Annotated in this window: 20 protein-coding genes, 1 pseudogene and 1 riboswitch; of the genes and pseudogenes, 6 read left to right on the forward strand and 15 right to left on the reverse strand. The window is 71.7% G+C overall.

Features of this window, described 5'->3' with window-relative positions; all coding sequences use genetic code 11:
* Nucleotides 1-39 precede the first annotated feature (39 nt).
* Nucleotides 40-696, forward strand: a complete 657-nt coding sequence (locus ACGFI1_RS20780) for a hypothetical protein (protein ID WP_392787152.1) — start codon at nucleotides 40-42, stop codon at nucleotides 694-696.
* A 1313-nt stretch (nucleotides 697-2009) separates the two neighbouring features.
* Here the strand turns inward: ACGFI1_RS20780 and ACGFI1_RS20785 are convergent.
* The 3 genes and pseudogenes from ACGFI1_RS20785 to ACGFI1_RS20795 form a co-directional block, all read right to left on the reverse strand.
* A pseudogene (locus ACGFI1_RS20785) lies at nucleotides 2010-2976 on the reverse strand (IS481 family transposase).
* Nucleotides 2977-3952: 976 nt separating this feature from the next.
* Nucleotides 3953-5197: an HNH endonuclease signature motif containing protein gene (locus ACGFI1_RS20790; RefSeq protein ID WP_392787153.1), complete on the reverse strand. Its 1245-nt coding sequence runs from the start codon at nucleotides 5195-5197 to the stop codon at nucleotides 3953-3955.
* Between the two features lie 835 nt (nucleotides 5198-6032).
* Nucleotides 6033-6764, reverse strand: a complete 732-nt coding sequence (locus ACGFI1_RS20795; protein WP_392787154.1) for a TetR/AcrR family transcriptional regulator — start codon at nucleotides 6762-6764, stop codon at nucleotides 6033-6035.
* A 64-nt stretch (nucleotides 6765-6828) separates the two neighbouring features.
* Here ACGFI1_RS20795 and ACGFI1_RS20800 point away from each other — a divergent pair, with 64 nt between their 5' ends.
* A complete protein-coding gene (locus ACGFI1_RS20800; RefSeq protein ID WP_392787157.1) occupies nucleotides 6829-7383 on the forward strand; it encodes a hypothetical protein in 555 nt (184 codons plus the stop codon).
* Nucleotides 7384-7450: 67 nt separating this feature from the next.
* Here the strand turns inward: ACGFI1_RS20800 and ACGFI1_RS20805 are convergent, their stop codons facing one another.
* The 4 genes from ACGFI1_RS20805 to ACGFI1_RS20820 form a co-directional block, all read right to left on the reverse strand.
* Nucleotides 7451-7945, reverse strand: a complete 495-nt coding sequence (locus ACGFI1_RS20805; protein ID WP_392787159.1) for a DinB family protein — start codon at nucleotides 7943-7945, stop codon at nucleotides 7451-7453.
* 207 nt (nucleotides 7946-8152) lie between these two features.
* On the reverse strand, nucleotides 8153-9142 hold the full coding sequence (locus ACGFI1_RS20810; RefSeq protein WP_138639639.1) for a malate dehydrogenase: 990 nt from the start codon (nucleotides 9140-9142) through the stop codon (nucleotides 8153-8155).
* Between the two features lie 270 nt (nucleotides 9143-9412).
* On the reverse strand, nucleotides 9413-10630 hold the full coding sequence (locus ACGFI1_RS20815) for an NADP-dependent isocitrate dehydrogenase (RefSeq protein ID WP_138639640.1): 1218 nt from the start codon (nucleotides 10628-10630) through the stop codon (nucleotides 9413-9415).
* 200 nt (nucleotides 10631-10830) lie between these two features.
* Entirely contained in the window at nucleotides 10831-11319 is a 489-nt protein-coding gene (locus tag ACGFI1_RS20820; RefSeq protein WP_392787161.1) for a DUF3017 domain-containing protein, read from the reverse strand.
* A gap of 361 nt (nucleotides 11320-11680) precedes the next feature.
* Between ACGFI1_RS20820 and ACGFI1_RS20825 the strand changes: the two genes are divergently transcribed.
* Nucleotides 11681-12409, forward strand: a complete 729-nt coding sequence (locus ACGFI1_RS20825; protein ID WP_138639642.1) for an FHA domain-containing protein — start codon at nucleotides 11681-11683, stop codon at nucleotides 12407-12409.
* 162 nt (nucleotides 12410-12571) lie between these two features.
* On the opposite strand, the gene ACGFI1_RS20830 is transcribed toward ACGFI1_RS20825, so the two are convergent.
* Nucleotides 12572-13420, reverse strand: coding sequence for a bifunctional methylenetetrahydrofolate dehydrogenase/methenyltetrahydrofolate cyclohydrolase (locus ACGFI1_RS20830; protein ID WP_138639643.1), 849 nt, complete (start codon nucleotides 13418-13420; stop codon nucleotides 12572-12574).
* A 57-nt stretch (nucleotides 13421-13477) separates the two neighbouring features.
* Nucleotides 13478-13563, reverse strand: a riboswitch (ZMP/ZTP riboswitch).
* An 82-nt stretch (nucleotides 13564-13645) separates the two neighbouring features.
* On the opposite strand from ACGFI1_RS20830, the gene ACGFI1_RS20835 reads away from it, so the two are divergent.
* Nucleotides 13646-14239 (forward strand): GNAT family N-acetyltransferase, encoded by a 594-nt coding sequence (locus ACGFI1_RS20835; RefSeq protein WP_392732592.1) that lies wholly within the window; start codon nucleotides 13646-13648, stop codon nucleotides 14237-14239.
* 46 nt (nucleotides 14240-14285) lie between these two features.
* On the opposite strand, the gene ACGFI1_RS20840 is transcribed toward ACGFI1_RS20835, so the two are convergent.
* From ACGFI1_RS20840 to purN, 3 genes are all read right to left on the reverse strand, one after another.
* Nucleotides 14286-14462, reverse strand: coding sequence for a hypothetical protein (locus ACGFI1_RS20840; RefSeq protein ID WP_171069281.1), 177 nt, complete (start codon nucleotides 14460-14462; stop codon nucleotides 14286-14288).
* 159 nt (nucleotides 14463-14621) lie between these two features.
* Nucleotides 14622-16187, reverse strand: coding sequence for a bifunctional phosphoribosylaminoimidazolecarboxamide formyltransferase/IMP cyclohydrolase (gene purH, locus ACGFI1_RS20845; protein WP_138639645.1), 1566 nt, complete (start codon nucleotides 16185-16187; stop codon nucleotides 14622-14624).
* Nucleotides 16168-16842 (reverse strand): phosphoribosylglycinamide formyltransferase, encoded by a 675-nt coding sequence (gene purN, locus ACGFI1_RS20850; protein WP_138639646.1) that lies wholly within the window; start codon nucleotides 16840-16842, stop codon nucleotides 16168-16170. The genes purH and purN overlap by 20 nt, the downstream gene beginning before the upstream one ends.
* A gap of 132 nt (nucleotides 16843-16974) precedes the next feature.
* On the opposite strand from purN, the gene ACGFI1_RS20855 reads away from it, so the two are divergent.
* Entirely contained in the window at nucleotides 16975-17445 is a 471-nt protein-coding gene (locus ACGFI1_RS20855; RefSeq protein WP_138639647.1) for a DUF4190 domain-containing protein, read from the forward strand.
* A gap of 25 nt (nucleotides 17446-17470) precedes the next feature.
* Here ACGFI1_RS20855 and ACGFI1_RS20860 read toward each other — a convergent pair whose 3' ends face one another.
* The 3 genes from ACGFI1_RS20860 to sucC form a co-directional block, all read right to left on the reverse strand.
* A complete protein-coding gene (locus tag ACGFI1_RS20860; protein ID WP_392787165.1) occupies nucleotides 17471-19321 on the reverse strand; it encodes a cell division protein PerM in 1851 nt (616 codons plus the stop codon).
* A 157-nt stretch (nucleotides 19322-19478) separates the two neighbouring features.
* The gene (sucD, locus tag ACGFI1_RS20865; RefSeq protein ID WP_138634588.1) at nucleotides 19479-20366 is read right to left on the reverse strand and encodes a succinate--CoA ligase subunit alpha; all 888 of its coding nucleotides are present in this window, start codon (nucleotides 20364-20366) and stop codon (nucleotides 19479-19481) included.
* Between the two features lie 2 nt (nucleotides 20367-20368).
* A complete protein-coding gene (sucC, locus tag ACGFI1_RS20870; RefSeq protein ID WP_138634585.1) occupies nucleotides 20369-21547 on the reverse strand; it encodes an ADP-forming succinate--CoA ligase subunit beta in 1179 nt (392 codons plus the stop codon).
* Between the two features lie 299 nt (nucleotides 21548-21846).
* Between sucC and ACGFI1_RS20875 the strand changes: the two genes are divergently transcribed.
* A complete protein-coding gene (locus ACGFI1_RS20875) occupies nucleotides 21847-23382 on the forward strand; it encodes a glycoside hydrolase family 15 protein (protein WP_392787168.1) in 1536 nt (511 codons plus the stop codon).
* On the opposite strand, the gene ACGFI1_RS20880 is transcribed toward ACGFI1_RS20875, so the two are convergent.
* Nucleotides 23379-24125 (reverse strand): TSUP family transporter, encoded by a 747-nt coding sequence (locus tag ACGFI1_RS20880; protein ID WP_205719107.1) that lies wholly within the window; start codon nucleotides 24123-24125, stop codon nucleotides 23379-23381. The genes ACGFI1_RS20875 and ACGFI1_RS20880 overlap by 4 nt on opposite strands.
* Between the last annotated feature and the right edge of the window lie 30 nt (nucleotides 24126-24155).

Below are 24155 nucleotides of genomic sequence, written 5' to 3' on the forward strand. Positions count from 1 at the left end.
ACCGATACCGACGCCTCCGGATGATTTGCGCCCGCTACGGTGCGATCAGCACACCGCACCCTGGAGGACGCATTGCCCGCCGCCGTTTCCGCCCTCTGGCGCGGGGCCCGAACGCTGGCCATAGCCCTCCTCTTCCTGACCCTGGCCTCGGCCGCCTACCTGCGCTGGGGCATGGCGTCCGCCGCACTGGCCGCCATCGTCGGCTGCATCTGCACGGCCGTGGCCCTCGGCCTGCTGTACGACACACGGCGCCCGCTCCGCTTCAAGATCGTGCCCCTCTCCCTCGGCTACCTGGCCCTCCTCACCCTCAACGCCGTAGGCGTCATCGCCGCCCGAGACGTCACAATGACCCTGGTAGGCACCGACGCCGACGTGATCGTGGCCAAGACCTGGACAACCGGCGGCACCAAGGGCAAACCGCAACACCACTGCACACTCCGCCACCCCGACGGCACCCCGCTCACCCGCGAACTGGCCACAAACTGCGAAGGCCACACGGTCGGCGACACCATCCCGGTCGTCCTCGACCCGCAGGGGCGCTTCCCCCCGATCAGCGGCCCCAAGAAGGACATGTCCACAGTCGGCGAACTCCAGATAACAGCAGCCGCCGCCCTGACCCTCGTCCTCTCAATCGCCATCGGCTCCCCACCCAAGCACCCCCGCCCAACACAAAAACCCGCACGCACAAACACCTGAGCCGACAAACCACACCATCACGCCACCTACAACCGCCCCTCCACCCAGCCCAAGACCCTCCACAACGACGCCGAGAACGTCAGAGCCCATGACGTGGCCCTGCCCTGCGGCCGATCGCGGCGAGCCTGCCTCCGGCCCCACATGCAGGCGCAGCACCCACCAACAGAGACGGGGCCTAAGCCACACAACCATGAACCGGCACGCGGCACCCGACCAGCACGGCTGGACGGCCCCCAGCCCGTCTGAGCGGAACGCGCCAGCAACGCCGCCGACCACACAGCGCTGGCTCAGCGCGGCAGACGGCCCCGGCCCATGCTGATGGGACGAGCAGGGCACGCCGCCGATCACAGGTCGTCGGCCCAGCGCGACGGACAGCCCCCGGCCCTTGTTGATGGGACGGCCGGATTTAGGGCGTGAACCTGCCCATCAGCGCCCCAAAACCAGCACTGCAGGCGATCGCGGCGAGTGCGCCTTCGGTCCCACATGCGGGTGCAGCATCCGGCATAGAGACGAGGCTGCCACGCAACCGTGAACCGACGCGCGGCAATCGGCCACCCCAGGTCGACAGCTCACAGCCCGTCCTAGAGGAACGCGCCGGGTACGCCGCCGACCACACGGCTTTGCCCTAGTGCGGCGGACAGTCCCCGGCCCGTGCTGGTGCGACAGCCGGGCTCAGGCGTGGACCTGCCCACCATGCGGCCCCAAGACCAGCACTGTGGGCGATCACGGCGAGTGTGCCCTCGGGCCCACGGGTAGGTGCAGCAGTCGGCCACAAAGACGGATCTGCAATCACGCAACAGTGAATCGGCGCGCAGCATCCGGCCACCCCGGGTCGATGACTCAGGGCCCGTCTTAGTGGAACGCGCCGGGCGTGCCGCCAAGCACACGCGTTGGCCCCGCTCGGCAGACGGCCACCGGCCCATGTTGGTAGGACGGCCGGTCTCAGAGCCTGTTCCCGCGCACCATGCGGCCCGAGACCAGCACTGCGCGCGATCTCGGCGAGTGCGCCTTCGAGCCCACGTGCGGGCGTAGCAGTCAACCGAAGAGGCGGCCCTGCAGTCACGCAACCTTGAACCGGCGCGCGGCAGCCGGCCAGCCTCATCCGCTCGGCGGTGATCTCCTCGCACAGCGCGCGCGGGTCGCCGCCCGACAGCCGCACGACGAGATCGGCGGAGCGCGACAGCAGCCATACCAGCGGGCGCGCGGGCCCGCGGGCGGCTGCGGGGGCGTCCCAGGGGGACGCAACCAGTCCTTCTTAGGGGAGCGCGCTGGGCACGCCGCTGACCATACGGCTTTGCGCTAGGTGTACTCGGTCATGATCTTGGTGGCAGTCGGGTGATGGGTGGTTTGCCGCCCGGGGTCGGGTGGGGGTGTTGGGTGTTGTCGTGCTTGAGCCAGGCGGGCAGGGTGCGGGTGGGCTGGTCGTTGTTGGTGTAGGGGCGCTGGTAGGCCATTTCGGTGGCCAGGGTGCGGTTGAGGCGTTCGGCCTTTCCGTGGGTCCACGGGCAGCGGGGGCGGGTGAACTTCTGCCGGGCGCCCGGTTCGGCGCAGGCCTGTTGGAAGGCGGCCGAGGTGCGGTGGTTGCGGGGGGGTTGTCGGTCGGCGCCCGGTGGATGCGGGTGATGCCGTGGGCGGTGAAGAACGCCGCCGCCCGGGTCGGGAACGCCGCGCAGGTGGTGCTCTTCTCATCGGGCAGCACCTGCGCGTAGGCCAGCCGGGTGTGGTCGTCGATGGCGGTGTGGGCGTGGTCGTAGCCGATACCGCGGCCGCGGACGGCCTCACTGCGGCCGTGCACCCGCCGGCCGCCGCCGTCGGGGATCCGGCCGGGCTTCTTGACGTCGAGGTGGATCATCGCGCTCGGCTCGGGGTGTTCGTAGCGGCGGTCACTGTGGCGGGTCGCGCGGTTCTGGTGCCCGGTGACCGGGTCGCAGGCGGCCGGCACTGGGACGCGGTGACGGCGCAGGATCCGGGTCGCGGTGCGGGCCGGCGCCCCGGTGGCCGCCGCGATGTGGTCCGGGCCGCAGTTCACGGCGGGCCGCCAGCACCCTCTCCTCGGTCTGGGCCGCAGTCTTGGACGGGGACGTGCGGGGGCCGCTGCGCCCGTCGGCCGGCCAGCCCGTCCCATCCCTGACGCCGGTATCGGCCCACCCACCGGTACGCGCACTACCGCGACACTCCCGGCTCGGCCGCGACGCGCGCGACCGGGCGGCCATTGAACACGACACGGCGAACCAGCAGACATCTGCCGTGGAACCTCAGCCGGGCGTTAGCGCGGCTCACTGAGACCTCCGGGTGCTGGTGAAGCCTGCAAACTCCACCACGCCCGGAGGTCTTCTTGCTGATCAAACACCTACCGGTCGGGTATCACCAAGATCATGGCCAAGTACACCTAGCGCGGCGGACAGCCCTCGGCCCGTGCTGGTGCAACAGCCGGGCTCAGAGCGTGGCCCTGCCCACCATGCACTCCCAAGACCAGCATGCGGGCGATGCCGACGAGTGTGCCCTCGGGCCCACATGTGGGTGCAGCAGCATGCAACAGAGACGACGTTGGCCCAGCACGGCAGACGGCCCCCGGTCCGTGTTGGTGGATGGGCCGGGCGCGCCGCCGTCCACACGGCGTCGGGCCAGCACGGCGGACGGCCCCCGGCCTGTTGGTGCGGCGGCCGAGTTCAGAACGTGGGCCTGCCCACCGTCCGACCCAAGACCAGCACTGCGGGCGATCGGGGCAAGAGTGCCTTCGTGCCCACGTGTGGGTGCAGCAGCCAGCTGCAGAGGCGGCCCTTGCAGTCACCCAACCTTGAAACCGGCGCGCGGCAGTTGGCCAGCCCGGGTGGACGCCACCCAACACGTCTTGGTGGAACGGGCCGGGCGCGCCGCCGATCACACGGTGTTGGCCCAGCACGGCGGATGGCCTCGGCCCTTGCTGGTGTGGCGGCCGGGCTCAGAGCGTGGGCCTGCCCACCATGCGGCCCAAGACCAGCCCTGCGGGCGGTCGGGCCGGAGGCTGTCGGGTGCGCGTGGGGTGGAGCGGTCGGGTGCGAGCGCGCGCCTGCGGTCACGCGGCCTTGTGCCTGCACGGTAGGTGGTCAGGCTTGGTCAGGCTTAGCCCACGGCCCCCCAGACCCGCGCCGACGAGACGGGCAGGCTGGGGGTGGGGTGTGTGGTCATGCGGCCTAAGGCCAGGGTGGTAGGCGATCAGGCTGAGGCAGGTGGGGCCGGGCCTGTGTTGGTGGGACGGCAGGCGCGGGCCTGCCGATCATGCGGCTTGTGCCCAAGGTGGTGGGCGGCCGGGTTCGGGGAGGGTTCCAATCCCCGGTGGGTGGAGGCGGTAGGTGTAGCGGCCGTCCGGGTTCTTGGTGATGTGGAGGTGGTCGGGGTGGGTGTGTTTGTAGCGGTTGTGCCATCCGCAGGTGAGTGCGAGTTTGTCGATGTCGGTGGGACTTCGTCCGAGGGCCCAGCCGTTGACGTGGTCGACCTCGCACAGCGTCCCGGGCACCTCGCAGCCCTGGACCGCGCAGGTGGAGTACATGGTCTCCAGGACCTGGCGTTGTGCGCCGGTGGCGAACCGGACCCGGTGGCCCAGGTAGAGCGGGGTGTTGCCGCCGCCGAGTAGGAGCGGAGACACCCCTGCGTTGAGCGCGATGCGGCGGGCTTGGGCGGCGGGGATGGGGGTGCCGTCGGTGAGGCGTGCCGGGGTGGTGCCGCCGGTGAGGGTGTCCAGGTCGCAGATGACGGTGACCTTGGTGGCCTTGTGCCCGCCCGACAGCACCGTGGTCAGCGCGGCGGCGGTGCGTTCGGACAGGTCGCGGTGGTCGTCGGTTCCGGCGGGTTTGGCCAGCGGGCCCAGGGTGCCGTCCCAGATGGCGGCGTCTTCGGCGTTCAGCCAGCCCTTGATGTAGCGGCCGCCGTCCAGCGAACGCGTCGAGTCGATCCATGACCGCTCATAACCGCGTTGGGCGTCCTCGGGGGCTTGTTCGGTGCCGTCGCGTTCGGCGATGACGTCTCGGATCCGCTTGGCGAAGCTGGCGACCTTTCCGGCGGAGAAGCCGTGGTCGACCATGCCCAGCAGGATGCTCTCGGCCGCGGGGCAGTCATCGTCGTCGAGTCGGGTGACTGCGTCGGCGATGGTGGCGGCGTAGCCGTGGGAGAGGTGGCCAGTGGTCCACCGCTCGGTCATCTCGGGCAGGCGGTGGCGCTGGCGGGCCAGGGTGAGGCGTTCCTTGGCGCGGGATTCGCGCATCCCGAGGCGGGACCGCAGCCAGGAGCGGGTGGAGGGGTATCCCCACCGCTGCACTTCGCGGGATCGGTCGACGGCGCCGATGAATCCTGCGAGGGCGGCTTCATTTAGGTCGGTGGCGGTGGCGAGGGTTTCGGTGAGTTCCATGCACGCCGCCGCTGATTCGGGTGCGGTGCGGGTGGCGAGTTCGGCGGCGATCGCTGATGCCGCGTTCACCAATTCCATGGTGGACGCGGCGTCGAGGTCGACCGCGATTGAACTCATACCCTTATGATATCCGGCCGGACGCTACTTCGTCCTTTCGAGTCGAAATTCGACCATGATTCTTTTTGGCTTCCTTGATCATCGCGCACCCGATTTCACGAAAGGTTCATTTCGGGCATTTCGAATTGGGTGTCCGTCTTGTTGTCGTGTGCGTTTCTGGTTGGGGTGGGGGCGGCGCGTCGGGCAGAGGGCAGGCGGAGCCTGCCCGACGAAAGCTGCACTCAGGGGCCGTAGAGGCTCCGAAGTCAAGGGTGGGACGGAGTCCCATCGCGAAGCGACGCCGAAGGCGCCCTTGACTTTGGAGGGGCGGCCCCGTACGCAGCGCCGCCCCCACCACAATTCCCGGCATCAGAAGAGACCGAGTCGTCCAAACCTTGATCGATGGCCACGACCTTCGGCGTCTAACGTCGACGAAATCCAGCGTGAAGTGAAGCTTGCTACGTCCTGTCGCCAACGGTCGACTGTGAACGGCGATGACCTCTTCCCGCCGAATATGGGTGCAACTCTTAGAGTCATTCGAGGCAGGCAGAGGCTGCGATGCCTACCGCCCTTGCCGTTGCACTTCCGTGAGCATTCTTCCATAGCGTTGCGGGACCTGCATCTTGCCCGTCCTGGATGGACTGCTCATCGAGGTCTCGTTCAACTGCGTGGAGCGGGGCGCGGTGCCGTCTGCGCTTAGCGGATAAGCCACGCGCCAGAACCATCCGGTGTGACTGGGCGCGTGCGAGCCGTATTTCCATCTCCCCCAGAGGCTGGGACTGGCCTGGCGATTCGGGCCGGGAGGTTCTCGTTCTGCTCCGAGACGAGACACGCGATCTCCGATGACCGCGCAACGTCACAGCATGGCGCGTATACCGGCGATCAGCATGGTCAGGACCGACTCGAACAGTGCGTCGGGGGGTTCGTGCGCGGACTCGGACGCCAGGTGCCGCAAGTGCGGGAGGGCTGCGGGCTGCGCGCCGGCCGGCACGCCGGACCAAGCTCCCGGGTTCAGGCCGGGCGGCGGCCGGTCGTGCCAGGCGTCCCAGATCTCGGCGAATCCGGCCACTTGGAGCACAGTGATGGACCAGGCCCGGTAGGCGTCCTGCGGTGAGAGGCCCAGGTCGAGAAAGAAGCCCACCACATGGTCGTCGGCCTGCAGCATGTCGGACGAAGCGAACGGGGTGAGGTCCTCGGCGCGGGCGAGCGCCAGCATGCCCGGGTGAGCGCGGTACCACGTTCGCAACTCCCGGCAGTAGGCCCGCAGGCTCTCGGCCCACCGGTCGGGGTCTAGGCGCGACTGCGGACGGTCGCTCTGGCACACGGCCACCATTTCCCCGAGCAGGTCACGGCGGTCGGCGACGTAGTTGTAGAGCGCGCGCGGCGACACCTGCAGCCGGGCGCCGACAGCGCGCATCGTCACCTCGGCAGGGCCCGCCTCGCCAAGGATCTCCAAGGCCGCTCGGGCGATCCTCTCCCTGGTCAGCGTGGGGCGACCCTTGCGGAACTCCGGCCGTCTCCGGGACTTGGCGGCGACAGGTTCGTCCCATGTCGGCTCGGCGGGCTCGGCGTGGTCGGAGATGGGCACCGGGTCATCGTAGCGATCACTGAACTTCATACAGCGTTGACTTTAAGGATCGCTCCAAGGTTAGGTGAGCCAAAGTGATCACGAACTAAGCCGGGAGGTCGGCATGCAGTGGTCGGCGGTCGTCGGGTATGGCGTGGGTTACGGCGTGGCGCTCAGCGTGGTGTTCACCATCGCGGTCTTCGCCGGGTCCGCCATAAGCAGGGACTTCCTGCTGAACGACTACCCGCCGGCGATCCAGCAGCGGTACGGCAAACCCAAGAGCGCCCGCGGTCGCCGGGTCGCGGTTCTGTTCGCCGTGGTCGTGTGGGGCTTGGCAGGACTGCCGCTGATGATCGCGGCGATGGTCGGGCTCGACGGCGCGCTGGACGGCGGTCTGACCTTCCTGCCAGCGGCTCTGTGCGCGGCTCTGCTCTTCGCCACGCTGGCGGTCTGGGACCTGGTCGTCTTCGACTGGATCATCTTCGCCGGACTGCGCCCCAGCCTGCTGGTCCTCCCCGGCACCGAGGGCATGGCCGAGTACCGGGATCTGCGGTTCCATCTCGACGCGGCGGTCAAAGGCAGCCCGCTGATCGTCATCGTCGGCCTGGTCACCGGGAGCATCGCCGCCCTTATCGCCTGAACCCGCGATCCGGAGTCGGGCGTGCTTGGCGATGAGCCGGCATCCATGTCAGCCCGGCGGCTCTCGGTCAGCGGCCCGTCGTGCCGTCCATGAGCTCGCGGAGGATGTCGGCGTGGCCAGCGTGGCGGCCAGTCTCCTCGATCATGTGGGTCAGGGCCCAGCGGACGCTCGGGGCGGGACGTCCCGGTCGGGGACGCGGGAGCGGTGCCGCGAGGTCGGTGCAGCCGTCCAGCACATCGTTCGCGCGGTCGACCGCCTCCCGGTATCCGGCGACGACCTCGGGCACACCGGCAACCGTCTGGAACGTCGCCTGCCAGTCGGTGACCTCGTCGCCTAGGAAGAGCGAGCGCTCCACGCACGTCAGGTGGTTGAGCAGGCCGATCAGGTTCGTCCCCGACGGCACCATGGCCGTCCGCACCTGCGGTTCTGGAGCGCCGTCGACCTTCGCGGCGATCGAGGCGCGGAGGTAGTCGAGGAATCCGCGCAGGACTTCGGCCTCGCTGCTTCCCGTCCGGGGCGGCGGGGTGTCGCGGCGGCGACCGCGGCCGGTCGTGGACGGCATGGTGACTCCCTCTCATCGAGGACGCGCGGCGGCCGGACGGTCACCGCGCTTTCAGCCTTGCCAACCCGACCACGATCAGGCACGGAGTCTTGCCATTCCGGCAAAGCCCTCGGCAGCGCTGAAGCCCCAGAGGCGGTCAGAGATCGGGTCCTCACATGGGACGAGCCCCGGCCGGATCCGGCCAGGGCTCGTCGATGTGAAGTCGGGTCAGATGAGGCCGAGCTTGCGGACGGCGTCGCGCTCCTCGGAGAGCTCGTTGACGGACGCGTCGATCCGGGCGCGGGAGAAGTCGTCGATCTCCAGGCCCTGGACGATCTCCCACTTGCCGTCCTTGGTGGTGACCGGGAAGGACGAGATGAGGCCCTCGGGGACGCCGTAGGAGCCGTCCGACACGACCGCCATGGAGGTCCAGTCGCCGTCGGCGGTGCCGTTCACCCAGGTGTGGACGTGGTCGATCGCGGCGGACGCGGCGGACGCCGCCGAGGAGGCGCCGCGCGCCTCGATGATCGCGGCGCCGCGCTTGGCGACGGTCGGGATGAAGTCGTTCTCCAGCCACGCCTGGTCATTGACCGTCGCGGCGGCGTTCTTCCCGCCGATCTCGGCGTGGAAGATGTCCGGGTACTGGGTGGCGGAGTGGTTGCCCCAGATCGTCATCTTCTTGATGTCGGCGACGGACACGCCGGCCTTCTTGGAGAGCTGGGCGAGCGCGCGGTTGTGGTCGAGGCGCGTCATCGCGGTGAAGCGCTCGGCGGGGACGTCCGGCGCGTGCGACTGCGCGATCAGGGCGTTGGTGTTGGCCGGGTTGCCGACCACCAGGACCTTCACGTCGTCGGCGGCGCCCGCGTTGATGGCCTCGCCCTGCGGCTTGAAGATGCCGCCGTTGGCCTCCAGCAGGTCGCCGCGCTCCATGCCCTTCGTGCGCGGGCGGGCGCCGACGAGCAGGGCGACGTTCGCGCCCTCGAACGCCTTGGTCGCGTCGTCGAAGATGTCGATGCCGGACAGCAGCGGGAACGCGCAGTCGTCCAGCTCCATCGCGGTGCCCTCGGCGGCCTTCACCGCCTGCGGGATCTCCAGCAGGCGCAGGCGGACGGGGACGTCCGCGCCGAGGAGGTGCCCGGACGCGATGCGGAACAGCAGCGCGTAGCCGATCTGGCCCGCGGCGCCGGTAACGGTGACGGTGACTGGGGTGCGCGTCATTGTCCTTCTTCTCCTGCAGTGACCTGACGGGGCTCAGGCGGCCATCCTTCGTACCCGACCGCCGAAGCCGCGCCGCCGCGGTTTCTCTCGCCGTCGAGATAGTTCCGGCCTCAGGCTATCGCGCGTCCCCTACCCGCCGGCGCGCAGGTGCACCCCCCGGCATGCCTCCCACGCGAAAGGCCGCCCCGGACGGATCCGGGACGGCCTTCATCCCCGCATGGGCGGGGAGCGACTCCGCACTCGGTCTAACGAAGAGCGATCACTCGGTCGCTAGACGTTGACCTTCTTCTGGAGGTTCGTGTCGAGTGCCTCCAGGAACTGCTGCGTCGTCAGCCACGGCGTGTCGTTCCCGACCAGGAGGGCCAGGTCCTTGGTCATCTGGCCGTGCTCGACGGTCTCGATGCAGACCTCTTCGAGGGAGCGCGCGAAGCCGATGAGCTCCTTGTTGCCGTCGAGCTTGCCGCGGTGCTCGAGGCCGCGGGTCCAGGCGAAGATGGACGCGATCGGGTTGGTCGACGTCGGCTTGCCCTGCTGGTGCTGGCGGTAGTGCCGGGTCACCGTGCCGTGCGCGGCCTCGGCCTCGACGGTCTTGCCGTCCGGGGTCATGAGGACGGACGTCATGAGGCCGAGGGAGCCGAAGCCCTGGGCGAGGGTGTCGGACTGGACGTCGCCGTCGTAGTTCTTGGCGGCCCAGACGAACCCGCCCTCCCACTTGAGCGCCGCGGCGACCATGTCGTCGATGAGGCGGTGCTCGTAGGTGAGGCCCTTGGCCTCGAACTCGGCCTTGAACTCGGTCTCGTAGATCTCCTGGAAGAGGTCCTTGAACCGGCCGTCGTAGGCCTTGAGGATCGTGTTCTTCGTGGACATGTACAGCGGCATCTCGCGGTTGAGCGCGTACCGCATGCTCGTCCGGGCGAAGTCGCGGATCGAGTCGTCGTAGTTGTACATGCCCATGGCCACGCCGCCGCCGGGGAAGTCCGCGATCTCGAACTCCATCGGCTCGCCCTCGTCGGACGGGGTGTAGGTGATCGTCACCTTGCCGGGGCCGGGGACGACGAAGTCGGTGGCCTTGTACTGGTCGCCGTGGGCGTGGCGGCCGATGATGATCGGCTTGGTCCAGCCGGGCACCAGGCGCGGGATGTTGGAGACCACGATCGGCTCGCGGAAGATCACGCCGCCCAGGATGTTGCGGATCGTCCCGTTCGGGGACCGCCACATCTTCTTCAGGCCGAACTCCTCGACGCGCGCCTCGTCGGGGGTGATGGTGGCGCACTTGACGCCGACGCCGTGCTCCTTGATGGCGTTCGCGGCGTCGATGGTGACCTGGTCGTCCGTGGCGTCACGGTGCTCGATCCCCAGGTCGTAGTACTTCAGGTCCACATCGAGGTAGGGCAGGATCAGCTGGTCCTTGATGAATTTCCAGATGATCCGCGTCATTTCGTCGCCGTCGAGTTCGACGACCGGGCCCGTTACTTTGATCTTGGGCATGCTGTTGCTGTCCCTTTCCTACACCTGGCCAGCTGGCGAGGCCTTCCCATCCTCGGCGGGCATGGCGGTGTCTCGGGCCGCCGGGATCGCCGGACGAAAAGGACTCAAGTCCTTGTAAGGCTCAACTGGCTAGGCTAGCCGAGCCGGTCATGCGGTCTAGACCTGGCCTGGCTCGGCAGCCCTCCACCTGCGAGGACGCGTCAGGACGGCGGCCCGTTCCCGGGCGGGGCACCGCCGGGCGGGCCGGACGCGGCGGAGGCGGCGGAGGCGGACGCGGCGCGGCGGCCGGCGATGAGCAGGCGCAGGCCGCGGGCCGCGGCGGTGAGCGCGATCACGATGCCGAACGCGCCCGCGAGGGACAGGCCGGTCTTGTTCATCGGCGGGACGCTCAGCGAGACGAACGCCACCATCTCCCCCATGATCACGAGCGTCCAGCAGTCGACGGAGCGGCTGCGGACGGCGAGCGGGCCGAGCTGCGACTCGGGCAGCAGCAGCCGGGCGAGGGCGCCGATGAGCAGGGCGGAGGCCATCAGGCCGGAGCCCTTGCGGAAGTAGTTGAAGGCGCACAGCGTCAGGCCGGCGCCGACCCCGCTGAGCACGAGCAGGTACGGCAGCTGCGCCAGCCAGTGCGGCGCGGCGCCCCCGCGGCGCGGCGCGCGCCGCCGGCGCCGGTGCACCTGAGTGCTCATGGCCCTCACGGTATCGCCGATCGCGCCCGGGGACGACATCGCGTAAGCCACTGGACGCCTCCGCGTGAGCCGCTGGACGCCTTCGCGCCGACACCGAACGGCACCGCGCCGGCACCGCGCCGGCGCCGCACCAACGCCGTACCGGTGCCGCCGACGACTCCTTCGCGGGCGCCGCCCGGGTGGAACGGTCCGTCTTGTCGTCCGAAGCGGGGAAAAGGGGTGGGACGGATGGTGCCCGGGTGATGCCCGAGAGGCCGGAATCCCTTGCGCCATCGGTGCTACTCGCCAGTAGGAGGGTGTGACGGCACGGCGCCCGGGTAACCCGGCAGACAGGGGTCGCTAACTAGCTGGGAGGACTGCCGTGGAGGGGCCGTTCATGCGGATCGAGGACAGCGGGCTGGTGATGCCGCTGCGCCCCGACGTTACGACGGTCGGGAGAGGGAGAGGAGTCGACGTACGCCTCGACGACCCGAGTGTGTCCCGTTTGCACGCAGAAATCGTCCGACGCGGTCCGTACGTCTACGTGGTGGACATGGGCCTGTCCCGCAACGGGACGCGCGTCAACGGCCGGCCGATCGCCCGCCGTGTGCTGGAGGACGGTGACGTCGTGAGCTTCGGCACGGCGCGCTGCCGGTTGGGGGGCATCCCCCGTGAGGAGGTCGACCCGGACGTCGAACTGCGGCGCGCCGTCGCGCCCGAGCTCACCCGCCGCGAGGTCGACGTGCTGACCTCGCTGTGCCGACCCGCCCTGTCCGACGAGGCGTTCGTGGCCCCCGCCACGGCGCGCGACATCGCCGGCGAGCTGGTCGTCACGGAGGCGGCCGTCAAGCAGCACCTGCTGCGCCTCTACCAGAAGTTCCGCATCCCCGAGGGCGCCAACCGGCGCACGCGGCTCGCCAACGAGGTCATCGCGATGGGCCTCGTCCGCCCGCTGCCGCCGGTGCACGTCCCGCACCAGGGGCGCCCCCCGGTGGACGGCCGGGTCCCCGGGGTCCGGGCCACCGGGGAGACGCGCCGGCCCGGCGCGCCGGGGCACGGCCACGGGCCGGGCCGTCCGGCGCCCAGCACGGCGGGACGGAGGGCCAGTTGAGCTGAGCCCGCGGTCGCCCTCCCGGCAGCGCGCACTATGAGGGCGATCGCTTGACCCCCTGCCGGGCCGCGCAGGTGACGGCGCGGCCACGGCCGGGAAACGTGCGGAGGGCCGCCGCCTCGGTGCTGGGGCGGCGGCCCTTGCGGTGCCTGGGAGAGTGCGTCAGAGGCTCTGCTCGGCGGCCTCGACGACGTTCGCGAGCAGCATGGCGCGTGTCATCGGGCCGACGCCGCCGGGGTTGGGCGCGACCCAGCCGGCGACGTCGCGGACGTCGGCGGCGACGTCCCCGGCGAGCTTGCCGTCCACCCGGGAGACGCCCACGTCGAGGACGGCCGCGCCCGGCTTCACCATGTCGGCGGTGATCAGGCCGGGGACGCCGGCGGCGGCCACGACGATGTCGGCCTTGCGGGTGTGCGCGGCGAGGTCGCGGGTGGCGGTGTGGCACAGCGTCACGGTGGCGTTCTCGGTGCGGCGGGTCAGCAGCAGGCCGAGCGACCGCCCGACCGTGATGCCGCGGCCGACGACGGTGACCTCGGCGCCCTTGATCGGGACGTCGAAGCGGCGCAGCAGCTCGATGATGCCCTTCGGCGTGCAGGGCAGCGGGCCCGGCTGCATCAGCACGAGCCGCCCCAGGTTCGTCGGGTGCAGGCCGTCGGCGTCCTTGGCCGGGTCGATGCGCTCCAGCACGCGCTGCTCGTCCAGGCCCTTCGGCAGCGGGAGCTGGACGATGTAGCCGGTGCAGGCCGGGTCGGCGTTCAGCTCGGCGACGGCCCGCTCCACGTCGTCCTGGGTGGCGGTGGCGGGCAGGTCTCGGCGGATGCTCTCGATGCCGACCTCGGCGCAGTCGCGGTGCTTCATGTTGACGTAGGAGTGGCTGCCCGGGTCGTCGCCGACCAGCACCGTGCCGAGCCCGACGGACACGCCGCGGTCGCGGAGCGCCTCGACGCGCACCTTGAGGTTCGAGCGGATCTCGGCGGCCGTGGCCTTGCCGTCCAGAATCTGTGCCGTCATGCGTTCCTCCGCGTGGATCTCGCCGTAGGGCCCGCGGGACCGGGCCCGGCTCACGGTCCCGTCCACCCAGGCGCGCGGTGTCCGGACTGTCGTTCGCTCCCCGGTGGTGATCCACCTTGACTGCGCCAGTCGCGTGAAAACCCATGGTAACGGTCGAGTGGCACGTGGAAATCGGCGCCAAGTGGCTCTGCCGGTGCCCCTTCCCCGGCTTCTACGGTCGTGCACATGAGCGACGCATGGTTCGAACGGCCCGTCCTGACCGGGCAGTACGTGCGGCTGGAGCCGCTGTCCCCGGCGCACGCCGAGGGACTGTTCGAGGCGTCGAAGGACCCGGAGGTGTGGGCCTGGCTGAGCGAGCGACAGCCGGCGACGGCCGGGGAGATGGGCGTGCTCGTCGACAGGGCCCTGGCCGACTGCGAGCGCCGCGTCCGGCTCCCCTGGGTCCAGATCGACACCGCGACCGGGGAGGTCGCCGGGACGACGTCGTACTACGAGGTCACCCCGTCCCACCGGGGGCTGTGCATCGGCCACACCTGGCTCGGCGCGCGCTGGCAGCGGACGGGGGTCAACACGGAGGCGAAGCTGCTCCTGCTCGGGCGGGCGTTCGACGAGCTGGGCGCGATCAGGGTCGGCTGGCACACGCACGTCCGGAACGCGCGGTCGCGGGCGGCGATCGAACGGCTCGGCGCCGCGTTCGAGGGCGTCCACCGCAAGCACCGGATCCGGGCGGACGGGTCGGTCCGCGACACCGCCGCGTACGGGATGACGGACGACGACTGGCCCGCCGCGGCGGCCGCGCTCAGGGCGAGGCTGCGCTAGCGACGCGCCGGCGGCCGCGCCAGTCCTTCGAGCGCCGGCAGCCGCGCTAGTCCTCCGAGCGCTGGCGCCAGGCGAGGACGCGGTCGGTGCCATGCCAGCCGAGCTGGGCCGCCAGGAGGGCGGCCAGGAACGCGGCGGCCAGCCCGATCATCTGCCGGGAGTCCATCAGCAGCGATTCGACCAGGTACACCGAGCGCAGTATCGCGGCGAGCAGCACGTCCATCGCGCCTCCAACACGGAATGCCCGCGCCGGGGGTCATGGGAGGGTGTGGGCGCGGTCCGGGCCGAGGCTACCCGCCGGAAAAAGTAAAGAAGACGGCGGTAAACCCGGTGCGGCACGTGTTCCGCGCCACACCGGGCGAACCGCCGGTCACCGGAGGCGTCAGTGGAAGAAGTGCCGGACGCCGGTGAAGTACAGGCTGATGCCCGCCTTCTCCGCTGCTTCGATGACCTTGTCGTCGTTGACGGACCCGCCGGGCTCGACGATCGCCTTCACGCCCGCCTCGGTCAGCACCTCCAGGCCGTCCGGGAACGGGAAGAACGCGTCGGACGCGCCCACCGCGGACGCGGCGCGCTCCGCCCCGGCCCGCGCGACCGCGAGCTTGGCGGAGTCGACCCGGTTGACCTGGCCCATGCCGACGCCGACGGTCGCGCCGTCCGCGGCCAGCAGGATCGCGTTGGACTTGACCGAGCGGATCGCCCGCCACGCGAACGCCAGGTCACGCAGCGTCGCCTCGTCCACGGCCGCGCCGGTCTTCAGCTCCCAGGTGGACGGGTCGTCGCCGGGCGCGTCCACCGCGTCGACGCCCTGCACCAGGAGGCCGCCGTCGATGCGCCGGTGCTCGACCGCGCCGGCCGGGGCGTCCGGGCAGACCAGCAGCCGGACGTTCTTGAACCGGTCCTTCAGGACGGTGACGGCCTCGTCGTCGAAGGACGGGGCGATCACGACCTCGGCGAAGCTCTCGGTGACCTGCCGGGCCATCGCGGCGGTGACCGGGCGGTTCGCCGCGATCACGCCGCCGTAGGCGGACACCGGGTCGCAGGCGTGCGCCTTGCGGTGCGCCTCGGCGATGTCGGCGCCGACCGCGATGCCGCACGGGTTGGCGTGCTTGATGATCGCGACGCAGGGCTCGGTGAAGTCGTAGGCGGCGCGGCGGGCGGCGTCGGTGTCCACGTAGTTGTTGTAGGACATCTCCTTGCCGTACAGCTGCTCCGCGCCCGCCAGGCCGGTCTCGCCCGGGGAGCGGTACAGGGCGGCGCGCTGGTGCGGGTTCTCGCCGTACCGGAGGGTGTTCGAGCGCTCCCAGGTGGCGCCGAGGAAGTCGGGCCAGCCGGTGCCGGCGGCGGTCTCGTCGGGGGCGTAGGCGCTCGCGAACCAGGAGGCCACGGCCACGTCGTAGGACGCGGTGTGCGCGAACGCCAGCGCGGCGAGGCGGCGCCGCTCCTCCAGCGTGAAGCCGCCGGCCTTCACCGCGTCCAGGACCGTCCCGTAGGCGGACGGGTCGACGACGACGGAGACGCTCGCGTGGTTCTTCGCGGCGGCGCGGACCATGGTCGGGCCGCCGATGTCGATCTGCTCGACGCACTCGTCCGGCTTCGCGCCCGAGTTGACGGTGTCGGCGAACGGGTACAGGTTCGCGACCACCAGGTCGAACGGCTCCACGGCGAGGTCGTCGAGCTGCTGGAGGTGGTCCTCCTTGCGGCGGTCGGCGAGCAGCCCCGCGTGGATCCTGGGGTGCAGGGTCTTGACCCGGCCGTCCAGGCACTCGGGGAAGCCGGTGAGCTTCTCCACCTTCATCACCGGGACGCCGGCGGCGGAGATCCGGCCGGCCGTCGACCCGGTCGAGACGAGCTCCACCCCCGCCTCGTGGAGGCCGCGGGCCAGCTCCTCCAGCCCGGTCTTGTCGTACACGCTGATCAGCGCGCGCTTAATCGCCACCCGACTCACCGGCCGAGCTCCCCTCATGGTCGTCGGAAGATTCACCACAGGTCCTGCACTTCATCGAGACCCGCCTGCCGCGCGCGGTCCAGCCGTCGCGGGCGAGGCGTCCGACGACGTCGACGAGGAGCCGGCGCTCCACCCGCTTGATGCGCTCGTGCAGGGAGTCTTCGTCGTCATGCCAGCCCACGGGGACGGTCTCCTGGGCGATGACGGGTCCGGTGTCCACGCCTTCGTCGACGAAGTGAACGGTACAGCCCGTGACCTTCACGCCGTAGGCCAGGGCGTCCCGTACGGCGTGCGCGCCGGGGAACGAGGGCAGCAGCGCGGGATGGGTGTTGACCGTGCGGCCGCCGAACCGGGCCAGGAAGCGGGGGCCGAGGATCTTCATGAAGCCGGCGGAGACGACGAGGTCGGGCTCGTGCGCGGCGACGGCCGCGGTCAGCGCCGCGTCCCACTCCTCGCGGGACGGGAAATCCGGAACGCAGACCGTAAAAGTGGGCAAACCCACACGTTCCGCTCGCTCGGTTCCGGCGATACCGGGGCGGTCCGCCCCCACGGCCACGACTTCGGCACCGTAGGCTGGATCCGCGCACGCGTCGAGCAGCGCTTGTAGGTTGGTCCCCGCGCCGGAGACGAGGACGACGAGCCGGGCGGACACCATGACTCCCCGGTGAACGTTGACGGGATGTGCGGCCACCACGAAGCCTATCGGGCCGGTTCGGCGCCGCTTCACCGCAGATCCGCCCGAATCGGTCGGCGGATCCCCACCCCACGGGCCAGGAGGAGACGAAGAGTGAGCGAGCAGCAGGGCCGCGAGGCCCGTCCCGAGGACCGCCCGGACGGGCGGCCGGCGGGAGAGCCGCCCGCGGGGCCGTCACAGGCGCGGCAGGCCGGCGTGCGGGCCCTGTGGCTCGGCGGCATCGCGCTGCTGACCGCGCTGTTCTTCTACCCGCTCGGCCTCGTGCTCGGCGTCGCCGCGCTCGTCGTCGGGATCAAGGCCCGCCGGCAGGCCCGCGCGAACCGCGACACCGTGCCCGGCGCCCTCCCCGGCATGGTGATGGGCGCCATCGGCCTCGGCATGTCGCTGGTGATGGTCGCGATGGCGGTCTTCCTGCGGACGGAGTTCAGCGGCTACTGGGACTGCGTCAACGCCGCCAACACCCACACCGACCGGCAGGTGTGCCAGGACGAGTACTACCCGAAGATCGAGAAGAAGCTCGACCTGCCGCCCGGCTGGATGGAGGAGTACGGGCACCTGCTCTGAGCGCCCCCTCTGGCTGGAGCCGCCGCTAGTCCCGCTCGGGCTCCTCGCGCAGGACATAGATGGCGCCGCCCCGGTTCTCGGTGCGGTTCGGGTCGGCGCGAGGCGGCGGGACGGCGCGGCGCGGCTCCGCGGGCTCGGGCTCCGGCTCGGGCTCGGGCTCGGGCTCGTCCACGAGGTGGCCCTCGACGACGATAGTGCCGTCGCCCGACGGCTCCGCCGGTTCGGGGGCGGGCGCGGGCCGCTCCTCGGCCAGGTCCGGCAGCGGGTCGGCGCGCCGCCGGGGCCGCCGCGGCGCGAGGACGGGCTCGGCCTCCTCGAACTCCAGCGGATCGGGCGCGTGCGGGGCCCGCGGCGCCGCCTCCTCGGCGGGCCGCGCGGGCGGGTCGTAGTCGCCGGGGACGGGGGCAGACAGCGGCACCGCCACCGGCTCCGGCCGGACGGCGGGCTGCTTCGCCTTTTTCGGCTGCTTCGCCTTCTTGGCGGCCTTCTTCGCGGCCTTCCGCGGAGCCTTCTTTGGCGCGCGCGCGGGACGGCGCAGCACCATCCAGTTCGCCACCCACGCGGCGATCGCCGCCGAGATGCCCACCTCCAGGGCCGCCAGCAGCCCCACCTGCCAGACGGACGGCCCCACGGTCGCCATCCGGCCGCCGCCGAGCGGCCCGCCCGACAGCGCGCTGAGCAGCGCCGCCACGGCACCGGTCAGCGCCCCCGACACGAACCCCCACAGCGGCGCGCCCTCCGCCACCGGGCTCGGCAGCGACCTGATCGTGAGGGTGCCGCCGACCGCGCCCGCGACGAACGGCGCGGCCAGCGCGAGCAGCGACAGCGCGGGCGCCGGGCCCGGCTGCGGCAGCGCCGCGAGCGGCGGGAACGCGGGCACGGCGTCCAGGAAGACCCCGGTCGGGGAGACGCTCGTCCCGGCGCCGACCGAGAAGCCCGGCCCGACCGCGTACGCCATCCCCCAGATCACCGCGTTCGGCAGGAAGGCCAGCTCGACCAGCAGCAGCAGGACGCCGCCGACGACGCCGGGGGCGAGCATGCCGTACAGGTCGTCGGCCGCCGCGATGTTCATGGCGAGCGCCGCGCCCACGAGCACCGCGCCCGACGCGAGCAGCACGCCGAGCGCGCCCGCCACCCCGATCACCAGCGAGCGGGGCCGCTCCGGCAGCAGCCGCAGCAGCGCGCCGAGCCCCGACCTGACCCGCCGGCCGCGCGCCTCCGCCGCGACCTGCGCGGCGACCACGGCGCGGGCGGCGCCGAGGCCGCCCGCGATGACGGCGACGAGGAAGCAGCCGACCAGCGCCTGCCAGGCCGACGACCGCACCTCGTCCGAGGACGCGGCGAGCGCGAGCAGGGCGGCCAGCACCGCGTACGGCACGGCCAGCGCGGCGGCGACGTGCACGACCGCGATGCGGGGACGGCGCCGCAGCCCCGCGACGCGGATCATCCACCCGCCGCCCCGGTACAGCAGCACGCCCGGCAGGACGAGCACGCCGAGCGGCAGCAGCCCGACCCGCCCCTGACCGTAGGAGAAGCCCGCGTGGTGGGCGACGAGCCAGAAGTTCACGGCCGTCCGGAACACCCCGGACATCCCGTTGCCCATCGCGGTCTTCGGCGCCGCTATCCACCCGATGAGGGTGATCGTGGTGAGCACCGCGAGGCCGATGCCGACGCACCACAGCGCCGCGACCAGCCCCGTCACGTACAGCGGCCGGGCGGCCTGCGCCGCCGTCCGCTCCCGGGCGGCCTCGCGGCCGGGCCCGGGGCCGGCCTCGGGGGGCGCGCCGCCACCTCCGGCGCGGCCGGTCTCGCTCTTCGCCGGCGCGTCCGTCGCCGGCCGCCGCTGCGGACGCCGCCCGGGGGTCTTGTCGCTCACCGCTCCATGCTGGCACCACGCCCGCCCCGGCCCCGTCCGCCCGCCCGGCGTGTCGCCTTTGTCATCGGCCCCGGCGCCCGTCCCGTCCGGCCGGACGCGAAAGGACGCCCGGGCCGCCGGGGCGGCTCGGGCGTCCTTTCGGTGGTCCCGCAGGAGGTCAGAGCTTCTGCATGATCTCCCGCATGAGGACGGCCGTCTCGCTCGGGGTCTTGCCGACCCGGACGCCGACCTTCTCCAGGGCCTCCTTCTTCGCCTGCGCGGTGCCGGCGGAGCCGGACACGATCGCGCCCGCGTGGCCCATGGTCTTGCCCTCGGGGGCGGTGAACCCGGCGACGTAGCCGACGACCGGCTTGGTCACGTGCTGCTCGATGTAGGCGGCGGCGCGCTCCTCGGCGTCGCCCCCGATCTCACCGATCATCACGATGGCGTCGGTGTCCGGGTCGTCCTGGAACGCCTGGAGGGCATCGATGTGGGTGGTCCCGATGACGGGGTCGCCGCCGATGCCGACGCACGTGGTGAAGCCGATGTCGCGCAGCTCGTACATCATCTGGTACGTCAGCGTGCCGGACTTGGACACGAGGCCGATGCGGCCGGGCGTGGTGATGTCGGCCGGGATGATGCCGGCGTTCGACTTGCCGGGGGACGCGATGCCGGGGCAGTTCGGCCCGATGATGCGGGTCTTGTTGCCGTTCTTCTCGGCGTAGGCCCAGAAGTGCGCGGTGTCGTGCACCGGGATGCCCTCGGTGATGACGACGCAGAGCGGGATCTCGGCGTCGATCGCCTCGACGACGGCGTCCTTGGTGAACTTCGGCGGCACGAACACGACCGACACGTCCGCGCCGGTCTGCTCCATGGCCTCCTTGACGGTGCCGAACACCGGGAGGGAGGTGCCGTCGAAGTCGACCGTCTGGCCGGCCTTGCGGGCGTTCACGCCGCCGACGACCTGGGCGCCGGACGCGAGCATCCGGCGGCCGTGCTTGGTGCCCTCGGAGCCGGTGATGCCCTGCACGATGATCTTGCTGTTCTCGGTGAGCCAGATGGCCATGCTCATGCACCTGCCGCTGCGAGTTCGGCGGCGCGCTTGGCCGCTTCGTCCATGGTGTCGACCTGCTGGACGCCGGGCAGCGCCGCGTCGCTGAGGATCTTGCGGCCGAGCTCGGCGTTGTTGCCGTCGAGCCGGACGACGAGGGGCCGGTCGACGGCCTCGCCGCGGTCGGCCAGCAGCTGGTAGGCGGAGACGATGCCGTTCGCGACGGCGTCGCAGGCCGTGATGCCGCCGAAGACGTTGACGAAGACCGACTTGACGGCCGCGTCGGACAGCACGATCTCCAGCCCGTTCGCCATCACCTCGGCGGACGCGCCGCCGCCGATGTCGAGGAAGTTGGCGGGCTTCTGGCCGCCGAACTGCTCGCCGGCGTAGGCGACCACGTCCAGGGTGGACATGACGAGGCCCGCGCCGTTGCCGATGATGCCGACGCTGCCGTCGAGCTTGACGTAGTTGAGGTCCTTGGCCTTGGCCGCGGCCTCCAGCGGGTCGGCGGCGGCCTTGTCCTCGTACTTCTCGTGGTCCTGGCGGAACCCGGCGTTGTCGTCCAGGGTGACCTTGCCGTCGAGGGCCTTCACCTGGCCGTCGGCGGTGAGGATCATCGGGTTCACCTCGACGAGGGAGGCGTCCTCGTCGGTGAACACGGCCCACAGCCGCTCGATCAGCTCGGCGGCGCCGTCGAGGGCCTCCTCGGGCAGCCGGCCCTGCTCGGCGATCGCACGGGCCTGGGCCCGGTCGACGCCGTCCAGCGGGGAGACGGGGACCATCGCCAGCCGGTCGTGCGGCACCTCCTCGATCTCCACGCCGCCCTCGACGGAGCAGATGGACAGAAAGGTGCGGTTGGCGCGGTCGAGCAGGAAGGAGAAGTAGTACTCCTGCGCGATCGCGCTGCCTTCCTCGACCAGGACCTTGTGGACCGTGTGGCCCTTGATGTCCATGCCGAGGATCCGGCCGGCGAGCGTCTCCGCCTCGTCGGCCGTGTCGGCCAGCTTCACACCGCCGGCCTTGCCGCGGCCGCCGGTCTTCACCTGGGCCTTGACCACGACCTTCTTGCTGCCCGCGGAGAACAGCTCCTCCGCGATGGCGCGCGCTTCCTGGGGAGTATGGGCGACCTTGCCGGTGGGCACCGGTACCCCGTACTCGGCGAAGAGTTCCTTCGCCTGATGTTCGAACAGGTCCACGAGGGCGTCCTTAACGGATCGACAGCCAAAGACCACACGAGTCGGCGATCTACACGGGTTTCCGTGCGGCCGGCACTCTGCGGTCCGCTCCGTCGATGCAGCCTAGTCAACCCGCCTTCATGGTGATGCCGCCGGGTCCATATGTCACCGATAGTTCTCCCCGGCGGCAAGGGCGGCGAGGTCCGAGGTGTCTCATCCTGAGGTGTGGGCACGTAGTGGCTCGTGAGGAGGATGAACCAATTGACGTAGTTTGATGTACTTATTTCGCTGCGCTGGGCTGTGGCGAAGGGGGCGAACGGATGGCGATGGCGGAGGAACGGGACGCGTCCGTCACAGCGTCCGTCACGGCCTCCGTCCACGCACGGCCCGCACCGGGCACTCCCATCGTGCCGCCCGCGCGGCGCGGGCCCGAGCAGCGCGGCACCGGAGGCCGCGGCCGGCGGCGGTCGGGCGCCCGCAAGGTGCGCCGCGCCACCGCGCTGCTGCTCATCGCCGCGCTCATCGCGACCGGCGGCGCCACGGCCCCCGAACCGGCCGGCTCCGGCTGGGCGAGCCCCGGCCTCGTCGGCGGGGGCGGCTGGCCGTTCACCGGCGTCCCGCTCTCCCCCGAGCAGGCCGAAGGGGCCGCCTACCTGCCGGACAGCTCCGTCGTCCGGCTCGCGGACGGGCGCGTGCGGCTGATCCCGTCCGGCGGCGACAAGCCCATCACGGTGGACGCGTCCGACCCGCGCGTCGGCAGGGCCGTCCGGTCCGACAACGCCTGGCTCGCGCAGGGCACCGTCCCCACCGGCGGGCAGGGCCAGACCTACCGCGACATGTCGGCGCGCGCGCTGCTCGACCTGCGGCTCCTCACTCGCCCGAACGGGGCGTCGCTCGCGTCCTGGTACAGCAAGTGGCGGTACTCCTGGCCGCGCGACTCCGCGTTCACCGTCGCCGCCTTCACCGTCACCGGGCACCCGTCGGAGGCCCGCCGCGTCCTGCGCTTCCTCGCGCGCGTGCAGAGCGACAACGGCATGTGGGCCGCGCGCTACAACGCCGACGGGACGGCCGTCACCGACGGCCGCGTCCCGCAGCTCGACTCGCTCGGCTGGGTGCTGTGGGCGGCCTGGTTCTACCGGGTGCAGACCGGCGCGCCGGACGAGCTGCCCGACCTGTGGCCGATGGTGCGGCGCGCCGCCGACCACCTGACCCGCTCGCTGGACGCCGAGGGCCTGCCGCCCGCCTCGTCCGACTACTGGGAGCGCGACCCCGGCCGCGAGCAGGACCCGCGCCGCCCCACGCTCGGCGTCGTCGGTCCCGTGCTGGCGGGGCTGCGGGCCGCCGCCGACCTCGCGGGGATGCGCGGCGAGCCCGGCAAGTCCTCCGAGTGGCTGGGCGCGGCGCAGCGGGTCGCCGACGCCGTGGCCCGGCAGTTCGCGCCCTACGGCTACCCGCGCTCGCCCGTCCCCGGCGGCCTGATGGACACCTCCGTGACGTTCCTCGCCCCGCCGTTCGCGCCGGAGGACCCCGAGGTCACCGCCGCGATCGGGAACGCCGCGCGCAAGCAGTCGCTGCCGAACGGGGGCGTGCTGCCGGGCGAGCGCTGGTCCGGCACCCCGGACGTCGCCTGGACCCCGGAGACGGCCCTGTTCGGGCTGAACGCCGCCGCGGCGGGCCGCACGGAGGAGGCGCTCTCCCGGCTGAGCTGGCTGGCGGCGCACCGCACGTCCCTCGGCGTCCTGCCAGAGAAGGTCGGCCCGACCGGCAAGCCCGCCGGCCCGGCGCCGCTCGGGTGGACGGCGTCCCTCGTGCTGCTCAGCCTGGCGGCGCTGGAGCGCCCGCTGCCCGTCCCCTAGCTGAACTGCTCGTAGGCGAGCTTCGCGACGAGCGCGCTGACCACGCAGAGCAGGACGACCCGGACGAACCCCGCACCGCGCTTGATCGCCATGCGCGCGCCGAGCTGCGCGCCGACCGCGTTGGCCACCGCCATGCCCAGGCCGACCGCCCACAGCACGTGCCCCTGCGCGGCGAAGACCAGCAGCGCCCCGAGGTTGGTGCAGGCGTTGATGATCTTCGAGGTGGCGGACGCGTCCACGAAGTCCATGCCGAGCAGCGCGGTGAACGCCACGACCAGGAACGTCCCGGTGCCGGGCCCGACGAGCCCGTCGTAGAAGGCGATGGCGACGCCCGGGACGAGCACGGCGGCGGCGACCCGGCGGCGGGTCCGCAGCACCAGCCGCGGCGCCCGGCCGAGATCGGGCTTCAGCACCACGATCGCGGCCACCGACAGCAGCACGACCATGATGACCGGCTTGAGGACGTCCGAGGAGATCACCGTCGCGCACAGCGCCCCGCCCGCCGCGCAGCACACCGCGAGCACCCCCGCCGGGACGGCGACGCGCACGTCCGGCTTGGCCTTGCGCGCGTAGGCGACGGCCGCGGACGCCGTGCCCGCGATCGAGCCGAGCTTGTTGGTGGCGAGCGCCGCCGCGACCGGCTGCCCCGGGTTGGCCAGCAGCAGCGCGGGCAGCTGGATCAGCCCGCCCCCGCCCACCACCGCGTCGACCCAGCCGGCCGCGACGGCGGCGGCCAGCAGCATGAGCACCTGCTCGGCGTGCACGGGGACTCC

Origin of the sequence: Actinomadura geliboluensis, from assembly GCF_043197915.1 — a bacterium.
Classification (GTDB): Bacteria; Actinomycetota; Actinomycetes; order Streptosporangiales; family Streptosporangiaceae; genus Spirillospora; species Spirillospora geliboluensis.